Origin of the sequence: Accumulibacter sp. (genome assembly GCF_036625275.1) — a bacterium.
GTDB lineage: Bacteria > Pseudomonadota > Gammaproteobacteria > Burkholderiales > Rhodocyclaceae > Accumulibacter.
The window spans coordinates 1-19945 of sequence record NZ_JAZKUD010000042.1; the positions used below are offsets into that span (position 1 = coordinate 1).

At 62.7% G+C, this 19945-nt stretch carries 22 protein-coding genes, 2 pseudogenes and 1 riboswitch; of the genes and pseudogenes, 16 read left to right on the forward strand and 8 right to left on the reverse strand.

Going from position 1 to position 19945, the window contains the following annotated elements:
• The 16 genes and pseudogenes from V5B39_RS13440 to V5B39_RS13515 all read left to right on the forward strand — a co-directional run.
• Positions 1-142 (forward strand): annotated as a pseudogene (locus V5B39_RS13440) (IS110 family transposase); the annotation flags it as partial.
• Between the two features lie 112 nt (positions 143-254).
• Positions 255-463, forward strand: a riboswitch (cobalamin riboswitch).
• 128 nt (positions 464-591) lie between these two features.
• On the forward strand, positions 592-1269 hold the full coding sequence (locus V5B39_RS13445; RefSeq protein WP_332343399.1) for an energy-coupling factor ABC transporter permease: 678 nt from the start codon (positions 592-594) through the stop codon (positions 1267-1269).
• Positions 1266-1610 carry an energy-coupling factor ABC transporter substrate-binding protein gene (locus V5B39_RS13450; protein WP_332343400.1) on the forward strand — a complete coding sequence of 115 codons (345 nt, stop codon included), beginning with the start codon at positions 1266-1268 and terminating at the stop codon, positions 1608-1610. Before V5B39_RS13445 ends, V5B39_RS13450 begins: the two co-directional genes overlap by 4 nt.
• The gene (cbiQ, locus tag V5B39_RS13455) at positions 1604-2344 is read left to right on the forward strand and encodes a cobalt ECF transporter T component CbiQ (protein WP_332343401.1); all 741 of its coding nucleotides are present in this window, start codon (positions 1604-1606) and stop codon (positions 2342-2344) included. The genes V5B39_RS13450 and cbiQ overlap by 7 nt, the downstream gene beginning before the upstream one ends.
• Positions 2341-3222, forward strand: coding sequence for an energy-coupling factor ABC transporter ATP-binding protein (locus V5B39_RS13460; protein ID WP_332343402.1), 882 nt, complete (start codon positions 2341-2343; stop codon positions 3220-3222). The genes cbiQ and V5B39_RS13460 overlap by 4 nt, the downstream gene beginning before the upstream one ends.
• A gap of 121 nt (positions 3223-3343) precedes the next feature.
• Entirely contained in the window at positions 3344-4147 is an 804-nt protein-coding gene (gene cobM, locus V5B39_RS13465; RefSeq protein ID WP_332343403.1) for a precorrin-4 C(11)-methyltransferase, read from the forward strand.
• Complete coding sequence (locus tag V5B39_RS13470) at positions 4137-5069, forward strand: sirohydrochlorin chelatase (protein WP_332343404.1); 933 nt, start codon at positions 4137-4139, stop codon at positions 5067-5069. The genes cobM and V5B39_RS13470 overlap by 11 nt, the downstream gene beginning before the upstream one ends.
• A gap of 19 nt (positions 5070-5088) precedes the next feature.
• On the forward strand, positions 5089-5781 hold the full coding sequence (locus V5B39_RS13475; RefSeq protein ID WP_332343405.1) for a precorrin-8X methylmutase: 693 nt from the start codon (positions 5089-5091) through the stop codon (positions 5779-5781).
• Positions 5778-6944 carry a cobalt-precorrin-5B (C(1))-methyltransferase gene (locus tag V5B39_RS13480; RefSeq protein ID WP_332343406.1) on the forward strand — a complete coding sequence of 389 codons (1167 nt, stop codon included), beginning with the start codon at positions 5778-5780 and terminating at the stop codon, positions 6942-6944. Before V5B39_RS13475 ends, V5B39_RS13480 begins: the two co-directional genes overlap by 4 nt.
• The gene (gene cbiE / locus V5B39_RS13485) at positions 6931-8223 is read left to right on the forward strand and encodes a precorrin-6y C5,15-methyltransferase (decarboxylating) subunit CbiE (protein WP_332343407.1); all 1293 of its coding nucleotides are present in this window, start codon (positions 6931-6933) and stop codon (positions 8221-8223) included. Before V5B39_RS13480 ends, cbiE begins: the two co-directional genes overlap by 14 nt.
• A gap of 199 nt (positions 8224-8422) precedes the next feature.
• Positions 8423-9238: a precorrin-2 C(20)-methyltransferase gene (cobI, locus tag V5B39_RS13490; protein ID WP_332343408.1), complete on the forward strand. Its 816-nt coding sequence runs from the start codon at positions 8423-8425 to the stop codon at positions 9236-9238.
• A 3-nt stretch (positions 9239-9241) separates the two neighbouring features.
• On the forward strand, positions 9242-9985 hold the full coding sequence (locus tag V5B39_RS13495; RefSeq protein ID WP_332343409.1) for a cobalamin biosynthesis central domain-containing protein: 744 nt from the start codon (positions 9242-9244) through the stop codon (positions 9983-9985).
• 66 nt (positions 9986-10051) lie between these two features.
• The gene (locus tag V5B39_RS13500) at positions 10052-10459 is read left to right on the forward strand and encodes a cobalamin biosynthesis protein (protein WP_332343410.1); all 408 of its coding nucleotides are present in this window, start codon (positions 10052-10054) and stop codon (positions 10457-10459) included.
• Entirely contained in the window at positions 10443-11405 is a 963-nt protein-coding gene (cobJ, locus tag V5B39_RS13505; protein ID WP_332343411.1) for a precorrin-3B C(17)-methyltransferase, read from the forward strand. The genes V5B39_RS13500 and cobJ overlap by 17 nt, the downstream gene beginning before the upstream one ends.
• A 39-nt stretch (positions 11406-11444) precedes the next feature.
• Positions 11445-11693: pseudogene (locus V5B39_RS13510) on the forward strand (ISAzo13-like element transposase-related protein); the annotation flags it as partial.
• 9 nt (positions 11694-11702) lie between these two features.
• On the forward strand, positions 11703-12143 hold the full coding sequence (locus V5B39_RS13515; RefSeq protein ID WP_332343412.1) for a DciA family protein: 441 nt from the start codon (positions 11703-11705) through the stop codon (positions 12141-12143).
• On the opposite strand, the gene V5B39_RS13520 is transcribed toward V5B39_RS13515, so the two are convergent.
• From V5B39_RS13520 to murG, 8 genes are all read right to left on the reverse strand, one after another.
• Positions 12130-12318: a hypothetical protein gene (locus V5B39_RS13520; RefSeq protein WP_332343413.1), complete on the reverse strand. Its 189-nt coding sequence runs from the start codon at positions 12316-12318 to the stop codon at positions 12130-12132. The genes V5B39_RS13515 and V5B39_RS13520 overlap by 14 nt on opposite strands.
• A gap of 4 nt (positions 12319-12322) precedes the next feature.
• Positions 12323-13252 (reverse strand): UDP-3-O-acyl-N-acetylglucosamine deacetylase, encoded by a 930-nt coding sequence (gene lpxC, locus V5B39_RS13525; RefSeq protein WP_332343414.1) that lies wholly within the window; start codon positions 13250-13252, stop codon positions 12323-12325.
• A gap of 95 nt (positions 13253-13347) precedes the next feature.
• Complete coding sequence (gene ftsZ, locus V5B39_RS13530; RefSeq protein WP_332343415.1) at positions 13348-14514, reverse strand: cell division protein FtsZ; 1167 nt, start codon at positions 14512-14514, stop codon at positions 13348-13350.
• 66 nt (positions 14515-14580) lie between these two features.
• Positions 14581-15810 carry a cell division protein FtsA gene (gene ftsA, locus V5B39_RS13535; RefSeq protein ID WP_034945042.1) on the reverse strand — a complete coding sequence of 410 codons (1230 nt, stop codon included), beginning with the start codon at positions 15808-15810 and terminating at the stop codon, positions 14581-14583.
• Positions 15807-16559, reverse strand: coding sequence for a cell division protein FtsQ/DivIB (locus V5B39_RS13540; RefSeq protein WP_332343416.1), 753 nt, complete (start codon positions 16557-16559; stop codon positions 15807-15809). Before V5B39_RS13540 ends, ftsA begins: the two co-directional genes overlap by 4 nt.
• 3 nt (positions 16560-16562) lie before the next feature.
• Positions 16563-17489, reverse strand: coding sequence for a D-alanine--D-alanine ligase (locus V5B39_RS13545; protein ID WP_332343417.1), 927 nt, complete (start codon positions 17487-17489; stop codon positions 16563-16565).
• Positions 17490-17499: 10 nt separating this feature from the next.
• The gene (gene murC / locus V5B39_RS13550; RefSeq protein ID WP_332343418.1) at positions 17500-18888 is read right to left on the reverse strand and encodes a UDP-N-acetylmuramate--L-alanine ligase; all 1389 of its coding nucleotides are present in this window, start codon (positions 18886-18888) and stop codon (positions 17500-17502) included.
• Positions 18885-19943, reverse strand: a complete 1059-nt coding sequence (murG, locus tag V5B39_RS13555; protein ID WP_332343419.1) for an undecaprenyldiphospho-muramoylpentapeptide beta-N-acetylglucosaminyltransferase — start codon at positions 19941-19943, stop codon at positions 18885-18887. Before murG ends, murC begins: the two co-directional genes overlap by 4 nt.
• Positions 19944-19945: the final 2 nt, after the last annotated feature.

Below are 19945 nucleotides of genomic sequence, written 5' to 3' on the forward strand. Positions count from 1 at the left end.
TGAACGGCTGCTGGCCAACGGGAAGCTCAAAAAGGTCGCCTTGGTCGCTTGCATGCACAAGATGCTGACGATTATGAACGCCATCGTCAAATCGGGTATTCCGTGGAATCCAGAACATCAAAATGTCCCTAAAAATGCTTGACCGGGAACACAGTTGCTCTCCCGCGAGTGGAGAGGGGAGATTCGTGAGTCGCTAACGCGACTTTCACATTAACGGCACTGTCTTTTTCAGGCACCCCGATCGGCCCTGTCGTATAATCAACCCCGTTTTGGGTACCTTGCCCCGCGCTCGTGGGACGGGTGAAACGGGAAGCCGGTGAATCTGAATCTTCAGACATTCCGGCGCAGCCCCCGCTGCTGTAAGCCTGACGACTCCGCAATACGCCACTGTGCTTGACGCATGGGAAGGTGCTGGAGAAGATTGACGGCAAGCCAGAAGACCGGCCCAGATCAAATGTAGTGTCGTTCCCCGGGGTAAAGGGAGGGCTATGTGGATTGGCCGAGCACAGCTTCTCTCGGCTTTTCTTCCGACCCACAGGTACCGCTCCCCCGCCTGGCACTGCTGATCATGACTCGCTGTGGGAGAGAAGCATGCACATCATGGAAGGTTTTCTGCCGGTCGAACACGCCTTGGGGTGGACGGTCGCTTCGGCCCCCTTCGTGGCCTATGGCCTGTGGGTCATCAAGAAACGTCTACGCGAACATCCGGAACAGCGGATGTTGCTGGGTGTTGCCGCCGCGTTTACCTTCGTTCTCTCGGCGCTCAAATTGCCGTCGGTCACCGGCAGTTCCTCGCACCCCACCGGCACCGGGCTCGGTGCCCTGCTCTTCGGCCCGACAGCGATGGCGCCGATCGGCATGGTGGTCCTGCTCTTCCAGGCGCTGCTGCTGGCGCACGGCGGGCTGACGACGCTGGGTGCCAACCTCTTTGCGATGGCCATCGTCGGACCGTTCGCCGCTGCCGCAGTGTTTCGTGTGGCGCGTGGCATCAAACTCTCCTTTGCCACCAGTGTCTTTCTCGCCGCCAGCCTTGCCGACCTGCTGACCTACGTCACCACCTCGGTACAACTGGCCTGGGCCTTTCCTGATCCGATGGGTGGTTTTGTCGCTTCCTTTGCCAAATTCGCCAGCATCTTTGCGATCACCCAGATCCCGCTGGCGATCAGCGAAGGACTGCTGACGGTACTGATCTGCAATGCCCTGATGCGCTTCAACGCCAGGGAACTGCAGGACCTGCAGCTCGTCAGGAACGACGAGGTACGGGTATGAAACGCCGGCAAAACCTGTTGCTGCTGCTCGCCGTGGTCCTGCTCTCTGCGCTGCCGCTGTGGCTGGTGCAGAAACCGGCGGCGAATGCCGATCATCCCGTCGAGATCTTTGCCGGCGCCGACGACCAGGCCAGAAATCTCATCGGCACCCTCAATCCTGATTTCCAGCCCTGGTTCCAGCCACTGATGGAGCCGGCCAGCGGTGAAATTGCCTCCCTGTTGTTCGCCTTGCAGGCGGCGCTGGGTGCCGGGTTTATCGGTTACTACCTGGGGGTCTCGGTGACCCGCGAGAAACTGCGTCGGGAATCCGAAAAAGTCAGTGGAGCGGCACAACGGTGCTGATCGAGCGGTCGGCCTACGCCAACCGCTGGCGGCAGGTTTCGCCGGCCGCGAAGGGAAGCTTTGCGCTCGCTGGCCTGATCGCCGCTTTTGCCGCCGGGACACCGATGGTCGCTGCCGGCGTGGCGGCGATTCTCGTCGCCGTCACGCTGCTGGGGGCCGGTATTGCGCTCGTGTCTTACCTGCGCGTCGCTTCGCCAGCACTGGCCTTTCTGCTTCTCGGCAGCCTGTCGCTGGCGTTCTCGCTGGGTATCGATGAGCATGGCCTCACGCTGCAATGGCTCCCGAACGGTCTGAACCCACTGGCGAATGTGTTGTCCCGTTCGTTGGCCGCCCTGGCGGCGCTGCTCTTTCTTGCGTTGACCACGCCGCTTCCCGATCTGATCAATCTGTTGCGCCGACTGAGAACCCCCGAGATCCTGCTCGAAATCATGGTCCTCTGTTACCGGATGCTGTTCGTCTTCTCCGCGGCGGTGCAGGACACCTGGATCGCCCAGACGGCGCGCCTGGGTTACGCGACACCACGCCTGGCACTGCGCTCGCTGGCCGGTTTGACCGCCAATCTGACGCTACAGGTGTGGCAACGGGCGAACGACCTGCATGTCGCAGCGCAGGCGCGCAACAACGAAGGTCCATTGCGTTTTCTTGCGCCGGTCTTTGCCCATACCGGTCGCGACCTGGCCATCGCAATGGTCGCTGGCAGTTCGCTGCTTGCACTGGCGGTGGCGATGTCATGACGCGCTCGGCAGACCACCCCCTGCTCGAACTGGCGCAGGTTTGCTTCCGTTACCCCGATGGCAGTCGCGGACTGGACGACTGTTCGATCGCCATTCGGCGGGGCAGCCGCAACGCCCTGATCGGCGCCAACGGCTCCGGCAAGACCACCCTGTTCCAGCAGTGCAACGGCTTGCTGCGACCACAGTCGGGCGGCGTTTACTACGCCGGGGAAGCGGTGGATTACCGTCGCAGTGGTTTGCGTCAACTGCGCAGCAAGGTCGGCATGGTTTTCCAGAACCCGGATCGGCAATTGTTCTCGGCGAGCGTCCTCGAAGACGTTTCCTTTGGTCCGCTCAACCTCGGTCTGGACATCGCGACGGCACGCCAACGGGTCAGTGCAGCGCTGCAAGCCGTAGGCATGGCAGCGTTTGCCGACAAACCCGTACACAACCTGAGTTTCGGCCAGAAGAAGCGGGTCTGCATCGCTGGCGTTCTGGCCATGGAGCCTGAACTGTTGATCCTCGACGAACCGATGGCCGGCCTCGATCACGCCATGCAAGAAGATCTGCTGGCCGTGCTTGAGAATTTGTACGCGCGTGGCATCACCCTGCTACTGGCGACGCACGACATCGATTTTGCCTACGCCTGGGCAGACCGGATTCACCTGATGGTTGCCGGCCGCTGTAGCGCATCGCTGCCGGCAGCGACTCTGGCGACGGCTGGCGACGCCTTGTCGGCGGCAGGATTGCCCTTGCCCGGAGTGATCGAACTGCAGCACCGTCTGGCGAAACTCGGCGTTCTCCCGAGCGACGCCTGGCCGCGCAGGATCGGCGACCTGCTCGCGCTGCTGGGAACCCGCCAGGCAAGCGGCATGCCCCGTCTCGAGAGGAGGGTCTAACGGTCATGACTTTTTCAGGCACCCTCGATCATGGAAGTCATCACCGTTTCCCTCTCCCCCGACCCCTCCCCCGCGAGGGGGGAGGGGAGATTCCTGAGTCGCTGACGCGACTTTCATATTAATGCCCGGAAAAGTCTGGTTTGTCGGCGCCGGCCCCGGCGACCCCGAGTTGATTACCGTCAAGGGCCGGCGCCTGCTCGAGGAAGCCGGCGCGGTACTGTTTGCCGGGTCGCTGGTCGACCAGGCGGCGACGCGGTTCGCACCCGCGGATTGCGAGATCCGCGACTCGAAGGACATGACTCTGGCAGAGATGACCGGCTGGCTGATCGAGCGGACCGATCGGTACGCTGTTGTCGTTCGCCTGCAGACCGGCGATCCCGGCCTCTATGGCGCATTGATCGAAATGACGCAACCGCTGACGGCCGCCGGCATCGCCTGGGAAGTCGTTCCTGGCGTCTCCTCGGCGATGGCCGCGATGGCCGCAGCAGGCGAAACGCTGACCCTGCCGGAAGTCACGCAGACGGTGATCCTGACCCGCGTCGCCGGGCGGACGCCCATGCCGCCGGGCGAGGATCTCGAATCCCTGGCCGCGCATAAGGCGACGCTCTGCATCTACCTGTCGATCACTCTGCTGCACAAGGTGCAGAAGGCATTGCGTGCCGCCGGCTGGGCCGAGGATGCGCCGATGCTGGTCGTGCACAAGGCGAGCTGGCCGGGCCAGGAAAAGATCATTCGCGGCACGCTCGCCGACATCAAACAGAAATGCCAGGCCGCGAAGGTCGGCAGTCAGGCGATGATCGTCGCCAGCCCGACACTGGGTGCTGCCGACTGGCCCGACTTGGTTCGCTCAAAACTGTACGACCCTACCTTTACGCACCGTTTCCGCAAGGCAAGCGAGACTACCGGGACGACTGATGATCAATGAAACCACTTACCTCCTCGTCGGCCACGGTTCGCGCAACCGCGACGGCAACAAGGAAACCCTGCATTTCGCGGCCCAGTGGCGCGAACGTCATCCCGAGTGGCGGATCGAGGTCTGCTTCATCGAGCACGCCGAAGTGCTGCTGGATGAAGGTCTCGACCGGGCAGCTCGTGGCGCGCGCAAAGTGCTGGTCATTCCCTTCATTCTCAACGCCGCCGGCCACGTCAAAATGGAATTGCCGGCGGCACTGAAGCGGGCACGCGAACGGCATCCACCGGTCGAATTCGCTGTCACCCGACATATCGGCATGGGCCGCGAAATCTTTGCCGTGCTGCAGAGTCAGCTCGACCGGCTGATGAAACAGTTGGCCGTGCCCGATCCGATGACTACCGGCGTCATCCTGCTCGGTCGCGGCTCGTCCGACGTCGGCGCCAATGGCGAGCTGGCCAGGATGGCGCGCTGGATTTTCGAGGCCAACGAGCATCCACTGGTCGATCTTGCCTTTACCGGCGTCACCTGGCCGCGCCTTGAAACGGTGGTGCAGCGCCAGGTCAGGCTGGGAATGATGCAGATCTGCATCATTCCGGTATACCTGTTCAGCGGCGTGCTGATCGAGCGCATCAAGGCGCAAGTCGAGCGCCTGCAGCGGCAATATCCGCAGCTTGCTTTCGGCCTGGGCAGTTACTTCGGATTCGACAAGGGCATCTTCGACCTGCTCGACGACAAGGTCGGCGGCGAGATCCCCGCAGGCGGCATGCTCGAATGCGATGGTTGCAAGTATCGCGAACTGGCCGAGGCCGAGCATCTGCACGAGCACAGCCATACGGCCCTGGCCGCTCCAGGCTGCGGTCACGGCCACGCCCCGGTTCACGATCACGGACACGCCCATGCACATGATCATGGTTGTGCCCATCCACACGACTGACCCCTCGGAGACTCCGGACATGAGCATGGCCCCCCCTGCTGCTCCCAACACGATTACCGAACAGCTCACTGCCGCCGGCCGCGCCATCGAGCACGACTCCTTTGCGATCATCGACGCCGAGGTCGGGCCGCACGACTACACCGACGAACAGTGGCCGCTGGTGCGCCGCATGATTCACGCCAGCGCCGACTTCGAATTCAACGGCCTGACCGCCTTCCACCCCGATGCGATGCGAGCCGGTCTGGCGGCGGTCCGGAAGGGCGGCACGCCGATCATCGCGGATGTCGAAATGATCTGCGTCGGCCTCTCGGCGCCACGCCTCAGGCATTTCGGGATGAGTACGCAGCACTACATTGCCGATCCGGAGGTCATCGAACTGGCCAGGGCCGAGGCCACGACCCGCGCCGTCCAGGCGATGCGCAAGGCGCAGCGGCTTGGCAGGCTCGACGGCGCCATCGTCGGCATCGGCAATGCCCCGACGGCCCTGATCGAAATGATCCGCCTGATCCGCGAAGAAGGAGCCCAACCCGCGCTGGTGATCGGCATGCCGGTCGGCTTTGTCTCGGCCGCCGAATCGAAGGCGCTGCTGATGACCTTGACCGATACTCCGTGGGTAGCGATCCAGGGCCGCAAGGGCGGTTCGACGCTGGTCGTCGCCGCCATGCACGCGCTGCTCGGCCTCGCCGAAGCGGCGCAGAAGAACGCCGCTTGAGCGACCTCGGGCAGGCACTCCCGCCGGCCAGAGTCCGCAAGGGCGATGGCCGGCGTGCACGCGGCCACCGCAGCGGTTTCACCACCGGCGCCTGCGCCGCTGCCGCTGCACGCGCGGCGACGCTCGGCCTGCTCACCGGCGTGCTACCGGACAGCGTTCTCTGCCGCCTGCCGAATGGCCGGGAGCACCGTTTTGTGGTCAGCGACGGCCGCCTCGATGGCGAGGGTAGCGAGCGGGTTGCGCATGCGGTAATCGTCAAGGACGCCGGCGACGACCCCGATGCGACGCATGGCGCACACTTGACGGCCGCTGTCCGGCGACTGCCACAACGAGCTGGCGAGGTGCTTCTCCAGGGGGGAGTCGGGGTCGGCGTCGTCACCAAAGATGGCCTCGGCCTCGCCGTCGGCGGCCCGGCCATCAACCCGGTTCCGCGCCGCAACATCCGTGACAACGTGATCGCGGTCGCCGGCGAACTGCTGCTCCACGACGGTCTGGAAATCACCATTTCCGTTCCCGGCGGCGAGGCGATGGCGAAAAGGACGCTGAACGCCCGCCTGGGCATCGTCGGCGGCATTTCGATTCTCGGCACCACCGGCATCGTCCGTCCCTATTCGACGGCCGCCTTCCGCGCCAGCGTCGTCCAGGCGGTCGAGGTCGCGGCGAAGCAGGGTCAGACCAGGGTCGTGTTCACCACCGGCGGGCGCACCGAAAAATTCGCCATGCGCCAGTTGCCGGAACTCGACGAAGCGTGCTTCGTCCAGATGGGCGACTTCGTCAAGGCGGCTTTCCAGTCGGCGGTCAAACACCGCCTGGCACGGGTCTATCTGGGCGCGATGGTCGGCAAGCTGACCAAGATGTGCCAGGGACTCGCCGTCACGCATGCCTGGAAGGCCGAGATCGACCGTGACATTCTCGCCGCATCGGCACAGGAAGTCGGTGCTCCGCCCGATCTGGTCGAAGCGATCCGTGCCGCGGAAACGGCCCGCTTTGCTGCCGAACGTCTGGCCAGCCTGGGCCTGAGCCTTGCCTTCCACCGTTCGCTGGCCGGCAAGGCCATCCGCAGCCTGAAAAGTGATTACCCTGGCCCTTACCAGCTCAGCATTCTGGTCTGCGACTTCGAAGGACGTTTCATTTGTCGTCTGGAAGAAGATGAGCAGCCCTGAACCCTGCACCCTGATCGGGATCCTCGATGACGGCTGGGCCGGCTTGTCCGATTCGGCGCGCCAGCGACTGGCCGTGGCCGAACTGGTGATCGGCACCGGTCGTACACTGGCACTGGTGCGTCCCTGGCTGTCGGCCACGGCGATCATCAGGGACATGGACGGCGCACTCGGCGCGCTTCCCGACTGGATTCTGAGCGCCCGCGCCGCAGGCCAACGCGTCGCCGTGCTGGCCACCGGCGACCCGCTCTGTCACGGCATCGCTTCCTGGCTGACCGACCGACTCGGGCGTGACGGCGTGGACATCCTGCCGAACGTGTCGACGCTGCAACTGGCCTTTGCCCGCTTCAAGACACCCTGGCAGGACATCCGGATCGCCTCGTGTCACCGCGCCGATGCCGGCGAATGGTTCGTCGGCGCGACGCCTGCGCACGGTCTGTATCCGCTGATGCGGGTGATTGCCCGGTACCCGCGAGTTGCGCTGTTCACCAGTCCCGAGAACGACCCGGCGCGACTGGCGCGGGCGCTGATCACCGCCGGCTATGGCGATGAGCTGAAGATCTCGATCGCCTGCCGCCTGCAGATGCCCGACGAACGACTGTTTGCCGATCTTGCCGCAAACCAGGTCGCAGCGATGTCCTTTCCCGAACCGAACATCGTGCTCGTCGAACGGTCCGCCGACCCCGGTGGACCGGCCTTCGGTCTCGAAGACCTCGAATACCGGCAGCGATCGCCGGAGAAAGGTCTGATCACCAAGCAGGAAGCGCGTGCGCTTTCGCTCGCCAAGTTGCGCATCCAGCCAGCGGCGGTGGTCTGGGACATCGGCGCCGGTGCCGGTTCGGTCGGCCTCGAAGCGGCGAGACTGGCGCCCTTCGGTCATGTCTGGGCGATCGAAAAGAATGCCGCCGACGCCGCCAACGCGCGCGCCAATGCGGCGCATCGGCGGATCGGCAATTACACCCTGGTCGAAGGCCGGGCGCCGGTCGGGCTCGACACCTGGCCCGACCCGGACGCCGTCTTCATCGGCGGCTCAGGCGGCGAACTCGCCACACTGATCGAGCAGGTGCTGACCCGCCTGAAAGCGGGTGGCCGGCTGGTGATGAACTTCGTCACGCTGGAGAATCTCGCCACCGCGACGGCGGCGCTCAACGAACGTCATGCCGTGTGGGACCTCGTGCAACTGCAGGCCAGCCGCAGTCAGCCGATTCTCGACATGCACCGGCTGGCGGCGCAGAACCCGATCTGGGTGGTGACCGCCAGGCGGAGCGAGGACGGTGCGTGATCGATTCGACCGTGCCGGGGACTGCCCCGAGAAAGGATGTGCATCAAAGTGTTGGAAGTGACCGATAGGCTCCCCTCCCCCCTCGCGGGGGAGGGGTTGGGGGAGAGGGGGCATCCATGCCCTCGCAGAGGCCAGCAGGGCAGACTGACGGCTCTGGCCATGTACTTTTGCAAGGATTCGACCAATTAAAGGACCCTGAATGTCTGAACCTACACGCTACGGCAGGCTGATCGGCGCTTCGCTCGGTCCTGGTGACCCCGAGCTGATCACCCGCCGGGCCTGGGCAGCGCTGCAATCCGGCGCCCGCTGGCTGTACCCGGTCAAGAAAGCCGAGGAATCGTCGTATGCGCTGTCGATCGTCGAGCGCGGTGGCCTGACGGTGCCGGCCGATGCCGAACAGTTGCTCTTCCCGATGACCCGCGACCCCGAGATTCTCGGCCGCGCCTGGGTTTGCGCCGCCGAACGCACCGTCGAGCTGCTTGGCGAAGGGCGCGACCTGGTTTTTCTGGTCGAAGGCGACGCCTCGACCTTCGCCACCTTTGGTCACCTCGCCCGCGTCGTGCGCGAGCTGGTACCGGCGATCGAGGTCGAAACCATCCCCGGCGTGTCCTCGTTCGCCGCCGCCGCGGCCGCCGCCGACACCGTTCTCGCCGAGGAGGATGAGACCTTCGCGATCATTCCCGCCGCTTATGGCGTCGAACTCATCGACCACCTGCTCGACGAATTCGACACGCTGGCCCTGTTGAAGGTGAAACCGCTGATCGATGAAATCATCGAACTGTTGGCGCGGCGCGAACTGCTCACGACCTCGGTGTTCATCGAGAAGGTCGGTTCGCCGGATGAACGTATCGTTCGCGATGTTGCCAGCCTCAAGGGTGAAAAGGTCAATTACCTGTCGCTGATGCTGGTGCAGAATCCGAAACGGCTGCGCGGCGAACTGCGCCGTGGCTGCCGCCAGCGCCGGGATGCTGGTGCAGCAGCGCTCGCTGCGATCGATCCAGCCAGCAGGCCCTGAGCGATGCAGGTCGCGGTCCTGGCCATTACCCGCCACGGGGTCACGCTGGCCGGCAGGATTATCGCCGCACTACCCGGCGCCCGCCTGTTCGCGCCGGAGAAATTCCGCTCTGAAGCCGAGGCCGCAGCGCCAGACGCCGCTCAGTGCTATACCGGCAAGGTCGGCGATCAGATGCCGGCCTGGTTCGCCGCCGTCGACGCGATCGTCGCCATCGTCTCGCTCGGCGCCGTCGTCCGCCTGATCGCGCCGCACCTCGGCAGCAAGGAAAGCGATCCGGCGGTGATCGTCATCGACGAAGCCGCTCGCTTCGTCATCCCGGTGCTTTCCGGCCATCTCGGGGGGGCCAATGCCCTGGCCGGGCATCTGGCCGGGGCGCTTGGCGCGACGCCGGTATTGACCACCGCTTCCGACGCTCGTCAGACGCTGGCCGTCGACCTCTTGGGCCGCGAACTCGGCTGGGTATTCGAAGCAACGCATGCCGAACTGGTCCGTTGCAGTGCCGCGGTGGTCAATGATGAAGCCGTCGCGCTGGTCCAGGAAGCGGGCAGCAGGGATTGGTGGGCAAACCACGCCAACGGTCGCCAGAGCCCCCTGCCGGCGAATCTGACGCTTTTCGAGAAACTGGAGGAGGTCGATGCCGACCGCTTTGCTGCCGTGCTGTGGATTGCAACGCGCGCGATGCCGGCTGAACTGGCTGCCCGGCTGGCCGGCAAGCGGATCGTCTATCGCCCCGGATCGAACCCCTGAAAAGGATTCAGGCTTGTCTTTTGCCATTGAACATAGCCCGCCCGGTTTCTTGCGAAGGGCTGCGGCATGAACATCGCTCTCGGCGTCGGCTGCGACCGGGGCACCTCGGCGGCGACGATTGCGCAAGGTATCGCCGAGGCGCTGGCGGCTTGCGCTGCGACGCTGGCCGACGTGCAGGCAGTCGCCAGCATTGACCTCAAGGCCAACGAAGCCGGGTTGCTGCAGGTGTTCGAGGAAAATGGCTGGCGCTGTTCATTTTATCCGGCGGCGCTACTCGCCGAAGTCGCGGTGCCGCATCCCTCGGAAACCGTTCGCCGCCATACCGGCACGCCGTCGGTCTCCGAAGCGGCGGCCCTGCTGGCGGCAAATGCCGGGCCGTCCTTGCTGTTGATCGAAAAACACAAGCTGCGCGGTCCCGATGGCCGCCATGTCACCGTCTCCATTGCCAGGATCTCCAATGAACGCTCCCCTTGAAAAAACCGGCAAGATCATGCTCGTCGGCCTCGGCCCAGGCAGCAGTGAGCACCTGACCGCGCGCGCGCGCGCGGCGATTGCCGAAGCCGACACGGTCATCGGTTACGTCACCTACCTCCGTCTGGTAGCCGATCTGGTCAAGGGCAAGGAAATCATCAGGAAATCGATGACCGAGGAGCTCGACCGCGCCATCGAGGCGCTGGAGCGCGCCCGTCAGGGCAGGAAGGTGGCGCTGATTTCCTCGGGCGACGTCGGCGTTTACGGGATGGCCGGGCCGACTTTCGAGGTGCTGTTCCAGTCTGGCTGGACGCCGGACTCGGAAATCGAGGTCGAGATCGTTCCCGGCGCTTCGGCGCTCAATACCTGTGCGGCGCTGGTCGGCGCACCGCTGACCCACGATTTCTGCGCCATATCGCTTTCCGACCTGCTGACGCCGTGGCCGACCATCGCCCGCCGGCTCGACGCCGTCGCCTACGCCGATTTCGTCGTCGCGCTCTATAACCCGAAAAGCGGCCGCCGTACCCGGCAGATCGTCGAAGCCCAGCGTCTCTTCCTGCGCCATCGTCACCCGCAGACGCCAGTGGCCATCGTCAAATCCGGCTATCGCCCGAAGCAGAGCATCGAACTGACGACGCTCGCGCGCATGAACGAGTGCGACATCGGCATGTTGTCGACGGTGCTGATCGGCAATTCCAGGACGTTCATCCGGCACGGCCTGATGGTGACGCCGCGTGGCTACGCCAACAAGTACGCCGTCGAAGCCGGGGAAAGCATCACCCGTGATGGCGAACAGGCTGGTCGCTCGCTGTCCACCGGCCTCGAAGGCTGGATGGCGAGCATCCAGGCCAGCGGGAAGAGCGCCGCCGAACTGGCTGTCGAATATCGTCTGCCGGAAGACTACATTGCCACCGTGCTGGCGACCGGGGAACCGGCTGAGGGGGGGTGAATGAAAATGTTGGGAGGAATCGATAGTCTCTCCTCTTATAATCGGATGTTATGCTTCATCACCGCCCATTGGCGCGGACGACCGCTCGTGAGCCGGCAGGTGGTGGTCAACCTGATCGGCAACACGACCACCGATACCGGCTTGCGAATTAGGGCTGCGCTCGACGAAGATGCCTACTCGTCGGGAATCCAGGTCTCGGAGGCAGAACTTGCCTCGCTGGCCATTGAGCGCGATGAGTTTCATGGCGAATGGAACTACCGGCTGCTGCCGCGAAACAATGACGAATGACTCATCCTGATGGCAGACTTACTGCTGAACCATCTCGAAGGAACCGAGGGCGCCGCCAAGGTGCTGGCGCACGCGCGACTCCTGGTCAAGCTGGCCGGTTTCTACCAGGAGATCGTTCCGGCGCATCTGGGCGAAGCCAGTTGCGTGGCTAATTACAAGTCGCGAGTCTTGGTGATTCACGCCAGCAATGGCGCAGTGGCCACCAAGTTGCGCCAGTTGGCGCCAACACTGGCTAACGAACTATCGAAGCGGGGGCTTGAATGCGCCAGCGTGCTGGTCAGGGTACAGGCCCGGCCAGAGCATGCAGCGATCCCTGCGCCGACACAGAAGCCACTCAGCGCCAGAACCAGCCAGGAATTGACGGCATTACGCGATTCGCTGCCGGCCTCATCGGGATTGCGAACGGCGGTCGAAGGCCTGCTGGCATCATGTGCGGCTAGACAGGAATGACAGCCACCCGCTCAAGGATCATCAGTGCGAAAACCAGCAGTGCGACGATCAACGAATAGCGAAACAGGCGCCAGGCGAACTGCAGATAGCGGGCATTGCGGGTGAACAGAAAGGCCAGCACGCCGCCGGCAACGGTGAGAACCGTCAATACCGCCAGCAGACGCAACAACCACATCCGGTCAGAAAGCTGGCAAGGTCAGCCAGCGCGAGACGGTGGCTGGTGCCAACTCGCGATCCTCGAAGCTGACGTACTCCCAGGCTGTCGGGGTGGCCAGAAGTGCCCGGGCCAGCGCATTGTTCAGCGCGTGCCCGGATTTATGGGCGCTGAATGCAGCCAGCAAGGGATGGCCAAGCAGGTAGAGGTCGCCGACTGCATCGAGCACCTTGTGCTTGACGAATTCATCGCTGTAACGCAGACCATCGGCGTTCAACACCCGGTACTCGTCGAGCACGACCGCATTTTCCAGCCCTCCGCCTTGGGCGAGGCCGTTTTCGTGCAGCCACTCGACCTCCTGCATGAAACCGAAGGTCCGCGCCCGCGCCACTTCACGGATATAAGAGTGTTCGGCAAAATCGATGGTCACCTGCTGACCGGTGCGATCGATTGCCGGATGGTTGAAACCGATCGAGAACGACAGGCGAAATCCGTCGTAGGGATCGAGGCGAGCCCACTTTTCACCCGACGGCTCCATTTCGCGCACTTCAATCGGACGTTTGATCCGGATGAAGCGCTTGGCGACCGGTTGTTCTTCAATCCCGACCGACTGAATCAGGAAGACAAACGGCGAGGCTGAGCCATCGAGGATCGGCACTTCGGCGGCATCGAGGTCGACAAAGGCGTTGTCCACCCCCAAGCCCGCGAAAGCCGACATCAGGTGTTCGATGGTCCCGACCCTGGCGCCGTCGCGCTCCAGGCACGAGCACATGCGCGTATCGCCGACGAGCAAGGCCGACGCCGGCAAGTCAACGACCGGGTCGAGATCGATTCGCCGAAAGACGATGCCCGTTCCCGGCGCTGCCGGGCGCAAGACGATGCTCACCTTGACGCCAGAATGCAGACCGACGCCTGCTGCGCGGACCATCGACTTGAGCGTTCGCTGCTTTAACATGTGTCTGAAATAACGATGAAATTGGCGAATTCTAACACACGCCGAGCGGCTCTGGAATTCGCCAATCCTTGCAGGGACATGAGGATTTGCGCGGTCTAGTCAGCCTGTTTCCTCAAAAATGCCGGAATATCGTAGCGGTCCACCCCGCTATTGGCCAGAGCTTCGACGGTTGCGCTGCGCCCCTTGCGAACGATTGCCGGAACCTGATCGAGCGACGAGTAATCAATGTTCGCAGCATGCGAGAACCGGCCGTCGGTGCCAGTACCCTGGTTGAGCACACTGTTGTTGATCACCTCGAAGCGTTTGGCTTGCGCCTGGCCAAGACCGGTGGCCACCACGGTGACACGAATTTCCTCGCCCATGGTTTCGTCATAGACTGCGCCGAAGATGATGTGCGCGTCGTCAGCCGCAAAAGCGCGGACGGTGGTCATCACTTCATTGACCTCCTTCATTTTCAGGGAACGCGTGGCGGTGATGTTAACCAGCACTCCCTTGGCACCTGAAAGGTTGACCCCTTCGAGAAGCGGAGATGAAACGGCGCGTTCCGCAGCAATCCGCGCTCGATCAACTCCCGCAGCGTTCGCGGAGCCCATCATGGCCATCCCCATCTCGCCCATGACTGTTCTGACGTCTTCGAAGTCGACGTTGACCAGGCCCGGAAAGTTGATGATTTCGGCAATCCCGCCGACTGCGTTACGCAAGACATTATCAGCGGCCTTGAAGGCGTCATCCATCGAGACATCATCACCGAGAACGTCCATCAGCCGGTCATTGAGGATGACGATCAGCGAATCGACATGCTTTTGCAACTCGGTAATTCCCACGTCTGCAACTTTCAGGCGCTTGCCTTCGAATCCGAATGGCTTGGTAACCACAGCAACGGTCAGCACCCCGAGTTCACGGGCCACCTCGGCAACGATCGGTGCGGCACCGGTACCGGTGCCGCCACCCATGCCAGCGGTAATGAAAACCATGTGTGCGCCTTTGAGGGATTCGACGATGGCATCGCGCTCCTCGATCGCGGCGCTGCGCCCGGCCTCGGGTTTGGCACCCGCACCGAGACCGGTCTTGCCCAGCTGCAGCTTGTGAGTGGCGATGCTGCGACCGAGCGCTTGGGAGTCGGTATTAGCGGTAATGAAATCCACTCCATTGACACCTTCGCGGATCATGTGGTCTACCGCATTGCCACCGGCCCCCCCGATCCCGATCACCTTGATCACGGTATCCCGTTCGCTTTCTTCCTTGTCGATGATTTCAAACATTCACGTCTCCTCTGCAAAAAATCCAAAAAATTGTCCAAAAACCGGTGATCATGATCAGCGTCTCGCTCAGAAGTTCTTCTCGAACCACGACTTCATGCGGCCGAAAACCTGTTTGACATCGCGTGTTTCCCGCACCTTCAAGCCGCGCTTGCGTTGCGTCTGTGCTTCCAGCAGCAATCCGCAAGCGGTCGCAAAGCGGGGACTCTGCACGACGTCGGAGAGAGCCCCCTGATATTTGGGAACGCCCAGGCGAACCGGCATATGAAAAATCTCCTCGCCCAGTTCGATCATCCCCGGCATCACCGAAGCGCCGCCAGTCAGCACGATGCCGGAAGACAACACATCCTCGAAACCGGAACGTCGGAGTTCCGCTTGAATCAGTTCATACAGTTCCTCGACGCGTGGCTGAATGACATCCGCCAGCGCCCGGCGTGACAGCTTGCGAGAAGGACGGTCGTCGACACCGGCGACATCGAGGACATCTGCCGGGTCCGCCAGATGGGCCAGCGCACAGCCATACTTGCGTTTGATGTCTTCTGCCTCGCGTGTCGGCGTACGCAGTGCCATCGCGATATCGTTGGTAATCTGGTCACCGGCGATCGGAATGATCGAGGTGTGACGAATGGCGCCCTGCGTCCACACCGCCAGATCGGTGGTGCCGCCACCGATGTCGATCAGGCAGATGCCGAGATCCTTTTCGTCTTCCGAGAGAACAGCGCAGCTTGACGCGAGTGGTTGCAGAACCAGGTCGTTGACCTCCAGCCCACAGCGACGAACACATTTGACGATATTCTGGGCCGCCGAGACCGCACCGGTCACGATGTGCACCTTCACCTCAAGCCGGAAGCCGCTCATGCCAATCGGTTCGCGGATGCCGTCCTGGTCATCGATGATGAATTCCTGCGTGAGAATGTGCAGGATTTCCTGGTCGGCGGGAATGGGCATGGCGCGCGCTGTCTCGATCACCCTTTCGACGTCCATGGTCGTGACTTCCTTGTCCTTGATGGCGACCATTCCGTTCGAATTGAAGCTTCTGATGTGGCTGCCGGCGATGCCGGTATACACGTCGCGAACCTTGCAGTCGGCCATCAGTTCGACTTCCTGGAGAACGCGTGAAATGGTGGCGACGGTCTCCTCGATGTTGACCACGACGCCTTTCTTCAGCCCCTTCGATTCCTGCGAACCCATGCCGATGACGTTCACCCGTCCTTCCGGAGTGAGTTCGGCGACCAGCGCGACAATTTTCGACGTGCCGATATCGAGTCCGACGATCAGATCCTTGCTATCCCTGCTCATTTCTTTCCTTTGATTTCTTGACCTGCACTGGCCGGAAAGCGCAATGCGAAACCGTTTGGATACCGCATATCCACCGCCACCGGCCGTCCATGGCGGGGGTCCGACAAAGTCGGGTAGTAATCCACGAAACGTTGCAGGCGCATACGGATTGGCGCCTTGGCCTGCTCACGACCGAGTTCAATCAACATTCCATCCTCCAGTTTGAGGAGCCAGGCCAGGCGCGGCGACAAAACCACCTGTGCCGGCAGTCGGCCACTGGGTTTGAGGATCTGCGCAAACGCCTCGTAATGTCGCAGAACCTCGGCCGAGGAGCCCGTTGGCCCACTCAGCCGGGGAAGCGGCTGCTCCCGTGACAGCGACGCCAGAAAAAGTTCGCCATAAGTATTGACCAGTTGCCCCTCCCCATCGCCCCAGTAGGCGGCCGCCTGGTGTTCCTCGATATGGACCTCGAGGTGTGACGGCCATCGCCGCCAGACCTCGGCACGTCGTACCCAGGACAACTGCTCCAGCGATCGACGCAGTGCATCGACATCGACGGTAAAGAAATTGCCGCGTAGGTAATCCGACAGCGACTGCTCGATTTCGCTGCGCTGCACCTCCCGAAGTTCCTGTGTCACCTGCACCTCGGCCAGCGGGAACAATCGCAGACGTGGGGTTCCCCAGACGACGGCGGCGACCAGCAAGGCTGCAGTCCCGGCCAGGAAGAGCAGATCCGAGACAGCCGTCAGCAGGTGCGGTTTGTGCCACATCGCTCATCCCAGGGTGGCCAGTGCGAGTACACGCACTACCAGTTCGTCATAGCTCATCCCGGCTGCGCGCGCAGCCATTGGCACCAGCGAATGATCGGTCATCCCTGGCGAGGTGTTTACCTCCAGGAAATAGGCCCGACTTTCGCCCGTCACCGTTGCCTCATCCATCAGAAAATCGACCCGCCCCCAGCCGCGACCGCCAAGAATCCGGAATGCTTCGAGGGCCTGCTGACGAAGTTCGGCCTCCAGGTTTTCCGGAAGACCGCAAGGACAACGGTAAGCGGTATCGTCGCGCAGGTATTTGGCTTCGTAATCATAAAATTCGCTACCCGGCTCGATCTTGATGATTGGTAGCGCCTGATCGCCGAGGATGGCGACCGTATATTCGCCCCCCAGGATTGCACGCTCGGCAATCACCAGCGAATCATGTCTGGCAGCTTCTGCGTACGCCTCGCCAAGTTCGTCAGCCCGCTTGACTTTGCTGATACCGATCGACGACCCCTCGCAGGCTGGCTTGACGAACAGCGGCAGCCCCAGTTCTTCGGCCACCTGTGCAAGATCGCTGGTGCCACTGAGCAACGCGTATTCCGGCACCGGTAAACGCGCGGCACGCCAGAGCAACTTGCTGCGCCATTTGTCCATCCCCAGCGCCGAGGCCAACACGCCACTACCGGTATAGGGAATGCCCATCAGTTCGAGCACCCCCTGGATGGTGCCATCTTCGCCATAGCGCCCGTGTAGCGCGATAAATGCGCGCTCGAAAGCCGCCAATTCGTCGAGCTTGCGCACAGCCGGGTCGAAGCCATGCGCGTCAACGCCCTGCCGTTGCAACGCCGCCAGCACGCGACTGCCACTGTTCAGGGAAACCTCGCGTTCGGCGGAACGCCCTCCGAAAAGTACCGCAACCTTGCCGAAATTCTGGCCGTCCATTGTCCTCACCTTAAGCGGCAGCCAGTTTACCGGGAACCGCGCCGATTGACCCCGCGCCCATCGTCATCACCACATCACCATCGCGGGCAGCATCGAGAATCGCTTGCGGGAGGTCGCCAATGGCCTCGACAAACAGCGGCTCGACCTTGCCGGCGACACGCAAGGCACGCGCCAGAGCTCGACCATCGGCCGCAACGATCGGCTGTTCACCCGCGGCATACACTTCGCTCAGTACCAGCGCGTCGGCACCCCCCAGCACCTTGACGAAATCGTCGAAGCAGTCGCGCGTTCGGGTATAGCGATGCGGCTGGAAAGCCAACAACAGGCGACGACCGGGAAAAGCGCCGCGTGCGGCCGCAAGCGTCGCTCGCATCTCGACCGGGTGATGACCATAGTCGTCGACCAGCGTGAATTGTCCGCCGCCCGGCAGGGCAATTTCGCCATAGCGCTGAAAACGTCTGCCCACCCCCCTGAATTCATTCAATGCCTTGGTGATGGCGGCATCGGCAACGCCCAGCTCACCAGCCACCGCAATCGCGGCCAAGGCATTCAGGACGTTATGTCTTCCCGGCAGATTGAGTATGACCGGCAGGCGGTTGATGCTGCCGTTGACGCGCACGCAATCGAAACGCATCTGACCATCGACTGCCGTAACGTTCTCGGCATAGCAATTGGCCGAAGAATCGAGACCGTAAGTGACGATCTGCTTGCTGACCAGCGGCATGATTTCACGGACGTTGGCGTCGTCGGCACAGAGCACCGCGACGCCGTAGAAAGGCAGGCGTTGCAGGAAATCGACGAAGGACTGCTTGAGCCGGCTGAAATCATGGCCATAGGTTTCCATATGGTCGGCGTCGATGTTGGTGACGATCGAGATCACTGGCGAGAGCAGCAGAAACGACGCGTCGGACTCATCGGCCTCGGCCACCAGAAAGTCACCTGAACCCAGACGGGCATTGGCGCCGGCGGCGTTGAGACGGCCCCCGATGACGAAGGTCGGGTCCATGCCGCCCTCGGCAAGGATCGATGCTACCAGACTGGTCGTCGTCGTCTTGCCATGCGTACCGGCGACGGCAATTCCCTGCTTGAGCCGCATCAGTTCAGCCAGCATCTGCGCGCGCGGGACGACCGGCACCTTGCGGCTGCGTGCTGCGATCACCTCGGGATTGTCGGACTTGACTGCTGAAGAGACCACCACCGCATCCGCGACGGCCACATTGGCGGCCGCATGCCCAACCACGGTGCGCACGCCAAGGGCAGCCAGGTGTCTGGTCGTCGAACTGTCGGTCAGGTCCGAACCACTGACCGAAAAACCGAGGTTGGCCAGCACTTCGGCAATACCGCTCATGCCGGCACCGCCGATTCCAACGAAGTGGATATGCTTGACCTTGTGTTTCACTTGACGAGTTCCTCGCACATCCGGGCAAGCACCGCCGTCGCCTCGGGTTTGGCCAGTTCACGGGCTCTTTCCGACATTTCCTGCAGGCGACTGTGCGGACACTTGCAAAGCTCGCTGATCGCTTCCGGAGTCATCTGGTCCTGTGGCAGCAGGATGGCCGCACCAGCCAGCGACAGAAAGTTCGCGTTGCATGTCTGATGATCGTCCACCGCGTGCGGAAAGGGAATCAGAACACTGGCCACGCCAGTAGCCGCCAGTTCGGCGATGGTCAGCGCACCCGCGCGACAGATCACCAGGTCAGCCCACTCGTACGCGCCCGCCATGTCTTCGATGAAAGCAACACAGTGTGCCTGCACTGCAACAGCCAGGTAATTCTCCCGTAATTGTGCCAGATGCTTGTCACCGGCCTGATGTACCACCAGGGGTCGCTGGTTGGCATCGATCAGGGCTAGGCCCTGGGGCACGATTTGATTCAGCGCAACGGCTCCCTGGCTGCCGCCGAGAACCAGGAGGTGCACCGGCGCTTCGCGACCGGCAAGACGCTGTGCCGGCGCAGGGAGGTGATTCATCTCCGGACGCAGCGGATTGCCTACCCAGACGCCACTCGGCAACGCATTCGGAAAACCGCAGGCAACCCGCCTGGCAAATCTGGCGAGCACTCGGTTGGCCAGGCCGGCGATCGAATTCTGTTCATGAATGATCAGTGGGCGACCAAGCAACGCTGCCATCAGGCCACCGGGAAAACTGACGTAGCCGCCCATCCCGAGAACCACATCCGGTCTGATCCGGCGAATCTCGCGCCGTGCCTGCCAGCAGGCGGTCAATAAATGGAATGGCAGTTGCAGTTTTCGCAGCAAGCCCTTGCCGCGCAACGCGGCAAAACGCACCCAGGCCATCTCGTAGCCATGCGCGGGAACGAGTCGTGCCTCCATGCCATCCGGCGCGCCCATCCAGACGACCCGCCAGTCCCGGCTCTTGAGCAGATCGGCCACCGCCAGAGCCGGAAAGACGTGTCCACCAGTCCCTCCTGCCATGACCAGCAAGGTTCTGTTCATGC

Bases quoted from the DNA above. Each gene is read 5' to 3' on its own strand.
- cobI (WP_332343408.1), top strand. From the start codon at position 8,423: ATGTCTGAACCTACACGCTACGGCAGGCTGATCGGCGCTTCGCTCGGT.
- cobJ (WP_332343411.1), top strand. From the start codon at position 10,443: ATGAACGCTCCCCTTGAAAAAACCGGCAAGATCATGCTCGTCGGCCTC.
- V5B39_RS13500 (WP_332343410.1), top strand. From the start codon at position 10,052: ATGAACATCGCTCTCGGCGTCGGCTGCGACCGGGGCACCTCGGCGGCG.
- V5B39_RS13540 (WP_332343416.1), bottom strand. From the start codon at position 16,559: ATGTGGCACAAACCGCACCTGCTGACGGCTGTCTCGGATCTGCTCTTC.
- ftsA (WP_034945042.1), bottom strand. From the start codon at position 15,810: ATGAGCAGGGATAGCAAGGATCTGATCGTCGGACTCGATATCGGCACG.
- murG (WP_332343419.1), bottom strand. From the start codon at position 19,943: ATGAACAGAACCTTGCTGGTCATGGCAGGAGGGACTGGTGGACACGTC.
- V5B39_RS13450 (WP_332343400.1), top strand. From the start codon at position 1,266: ATGAAACGCCGGCAAAACCTGTTGCTGCTGCTCGCCGTGGTCCTGCTC.
- V5B39_RS13515 (WP_332343412.1), top strand. From the start codon at position 11,703: ATGGCAGACTTACTGCTGAACCATCTCGAAGGAACCGAGGGCGCCGCC.
- V5B39_RS13475 (WP_332343405.1), top strand. From the start codon at position 5,089: ATGAGCATGGCCCCCCCTGCTGCTCCCAACACGATTACCGAACAGCTC.
- lpxC (WP_332343414.1), bottom strand. From the start codon at position 13,252: ATGTTAAAGCAGCGAACGCTCAAGTCGATGGTCCGCGCAGCAGGCGTC.
- V5B39_RS13445 (WP_332343399.1), top strand. From the start codon at position 592: ATGCACATCATGGAAGGTTTTCTGCCGGTCGAACACGCCTTGGGGTGG.
- ftsZ (WP_332343415.1), bottom strand. From the start codon at position 14,514: ATGTTTGAAATCATCGACAAGGAAGAAAGCGAACGGGATACCGTGATC.
- V5B39_RS13470 (WP_332343404.1), top strand. From the start codon at position 4,137: ATGATCAATGAAACCACTTACCTCCTCGTCGGCCACGGTTCGCGCAAC.
- cobM (WP_332343403.1), top strand. From the start codon at position 3,344: ATGCCCGGAAAAGTCTGGTTTGTCGGCGCCGGCCCCGGCGACCCCGAG.
- cbiE (WP_332343407.1), top strand. From the start codon at position 6,931: ATGAGCAGCCCTGAACCCTGCACCCTGATCGGGATCCTCGATGACGGC.
- V5B39_RS13545 (WP_332343417.1), bottom strand. From the start codon at position 17,489: ATGGACGGCCAGAATTTCGGCAAGGTTGCGGTACTTTTCGGAGGGCGT.
- V5B39_RS13495 (WP_332343409.1), top strand. From the start codon at position 9,242: ATGCAGGTCGCGGTCCTGGCCATTACCCGCCACGGGGTCACGCTGGCC.
- V5B39_RS13460 (WP_332343402.1), top strand. From the start codon at position 2,341: ATGACGCGCTCGGCAGACCACCCCCTGCTCGAACTGGCGCAGGTTTGC.
- V5B39_RS13520 (WP_332343413.1), bottom strand. From the start codon at position 12,318: ATGTGGTTGTTGCGTCTGCTGGCGGTATTGACGGTTCTCACCGTTGCC.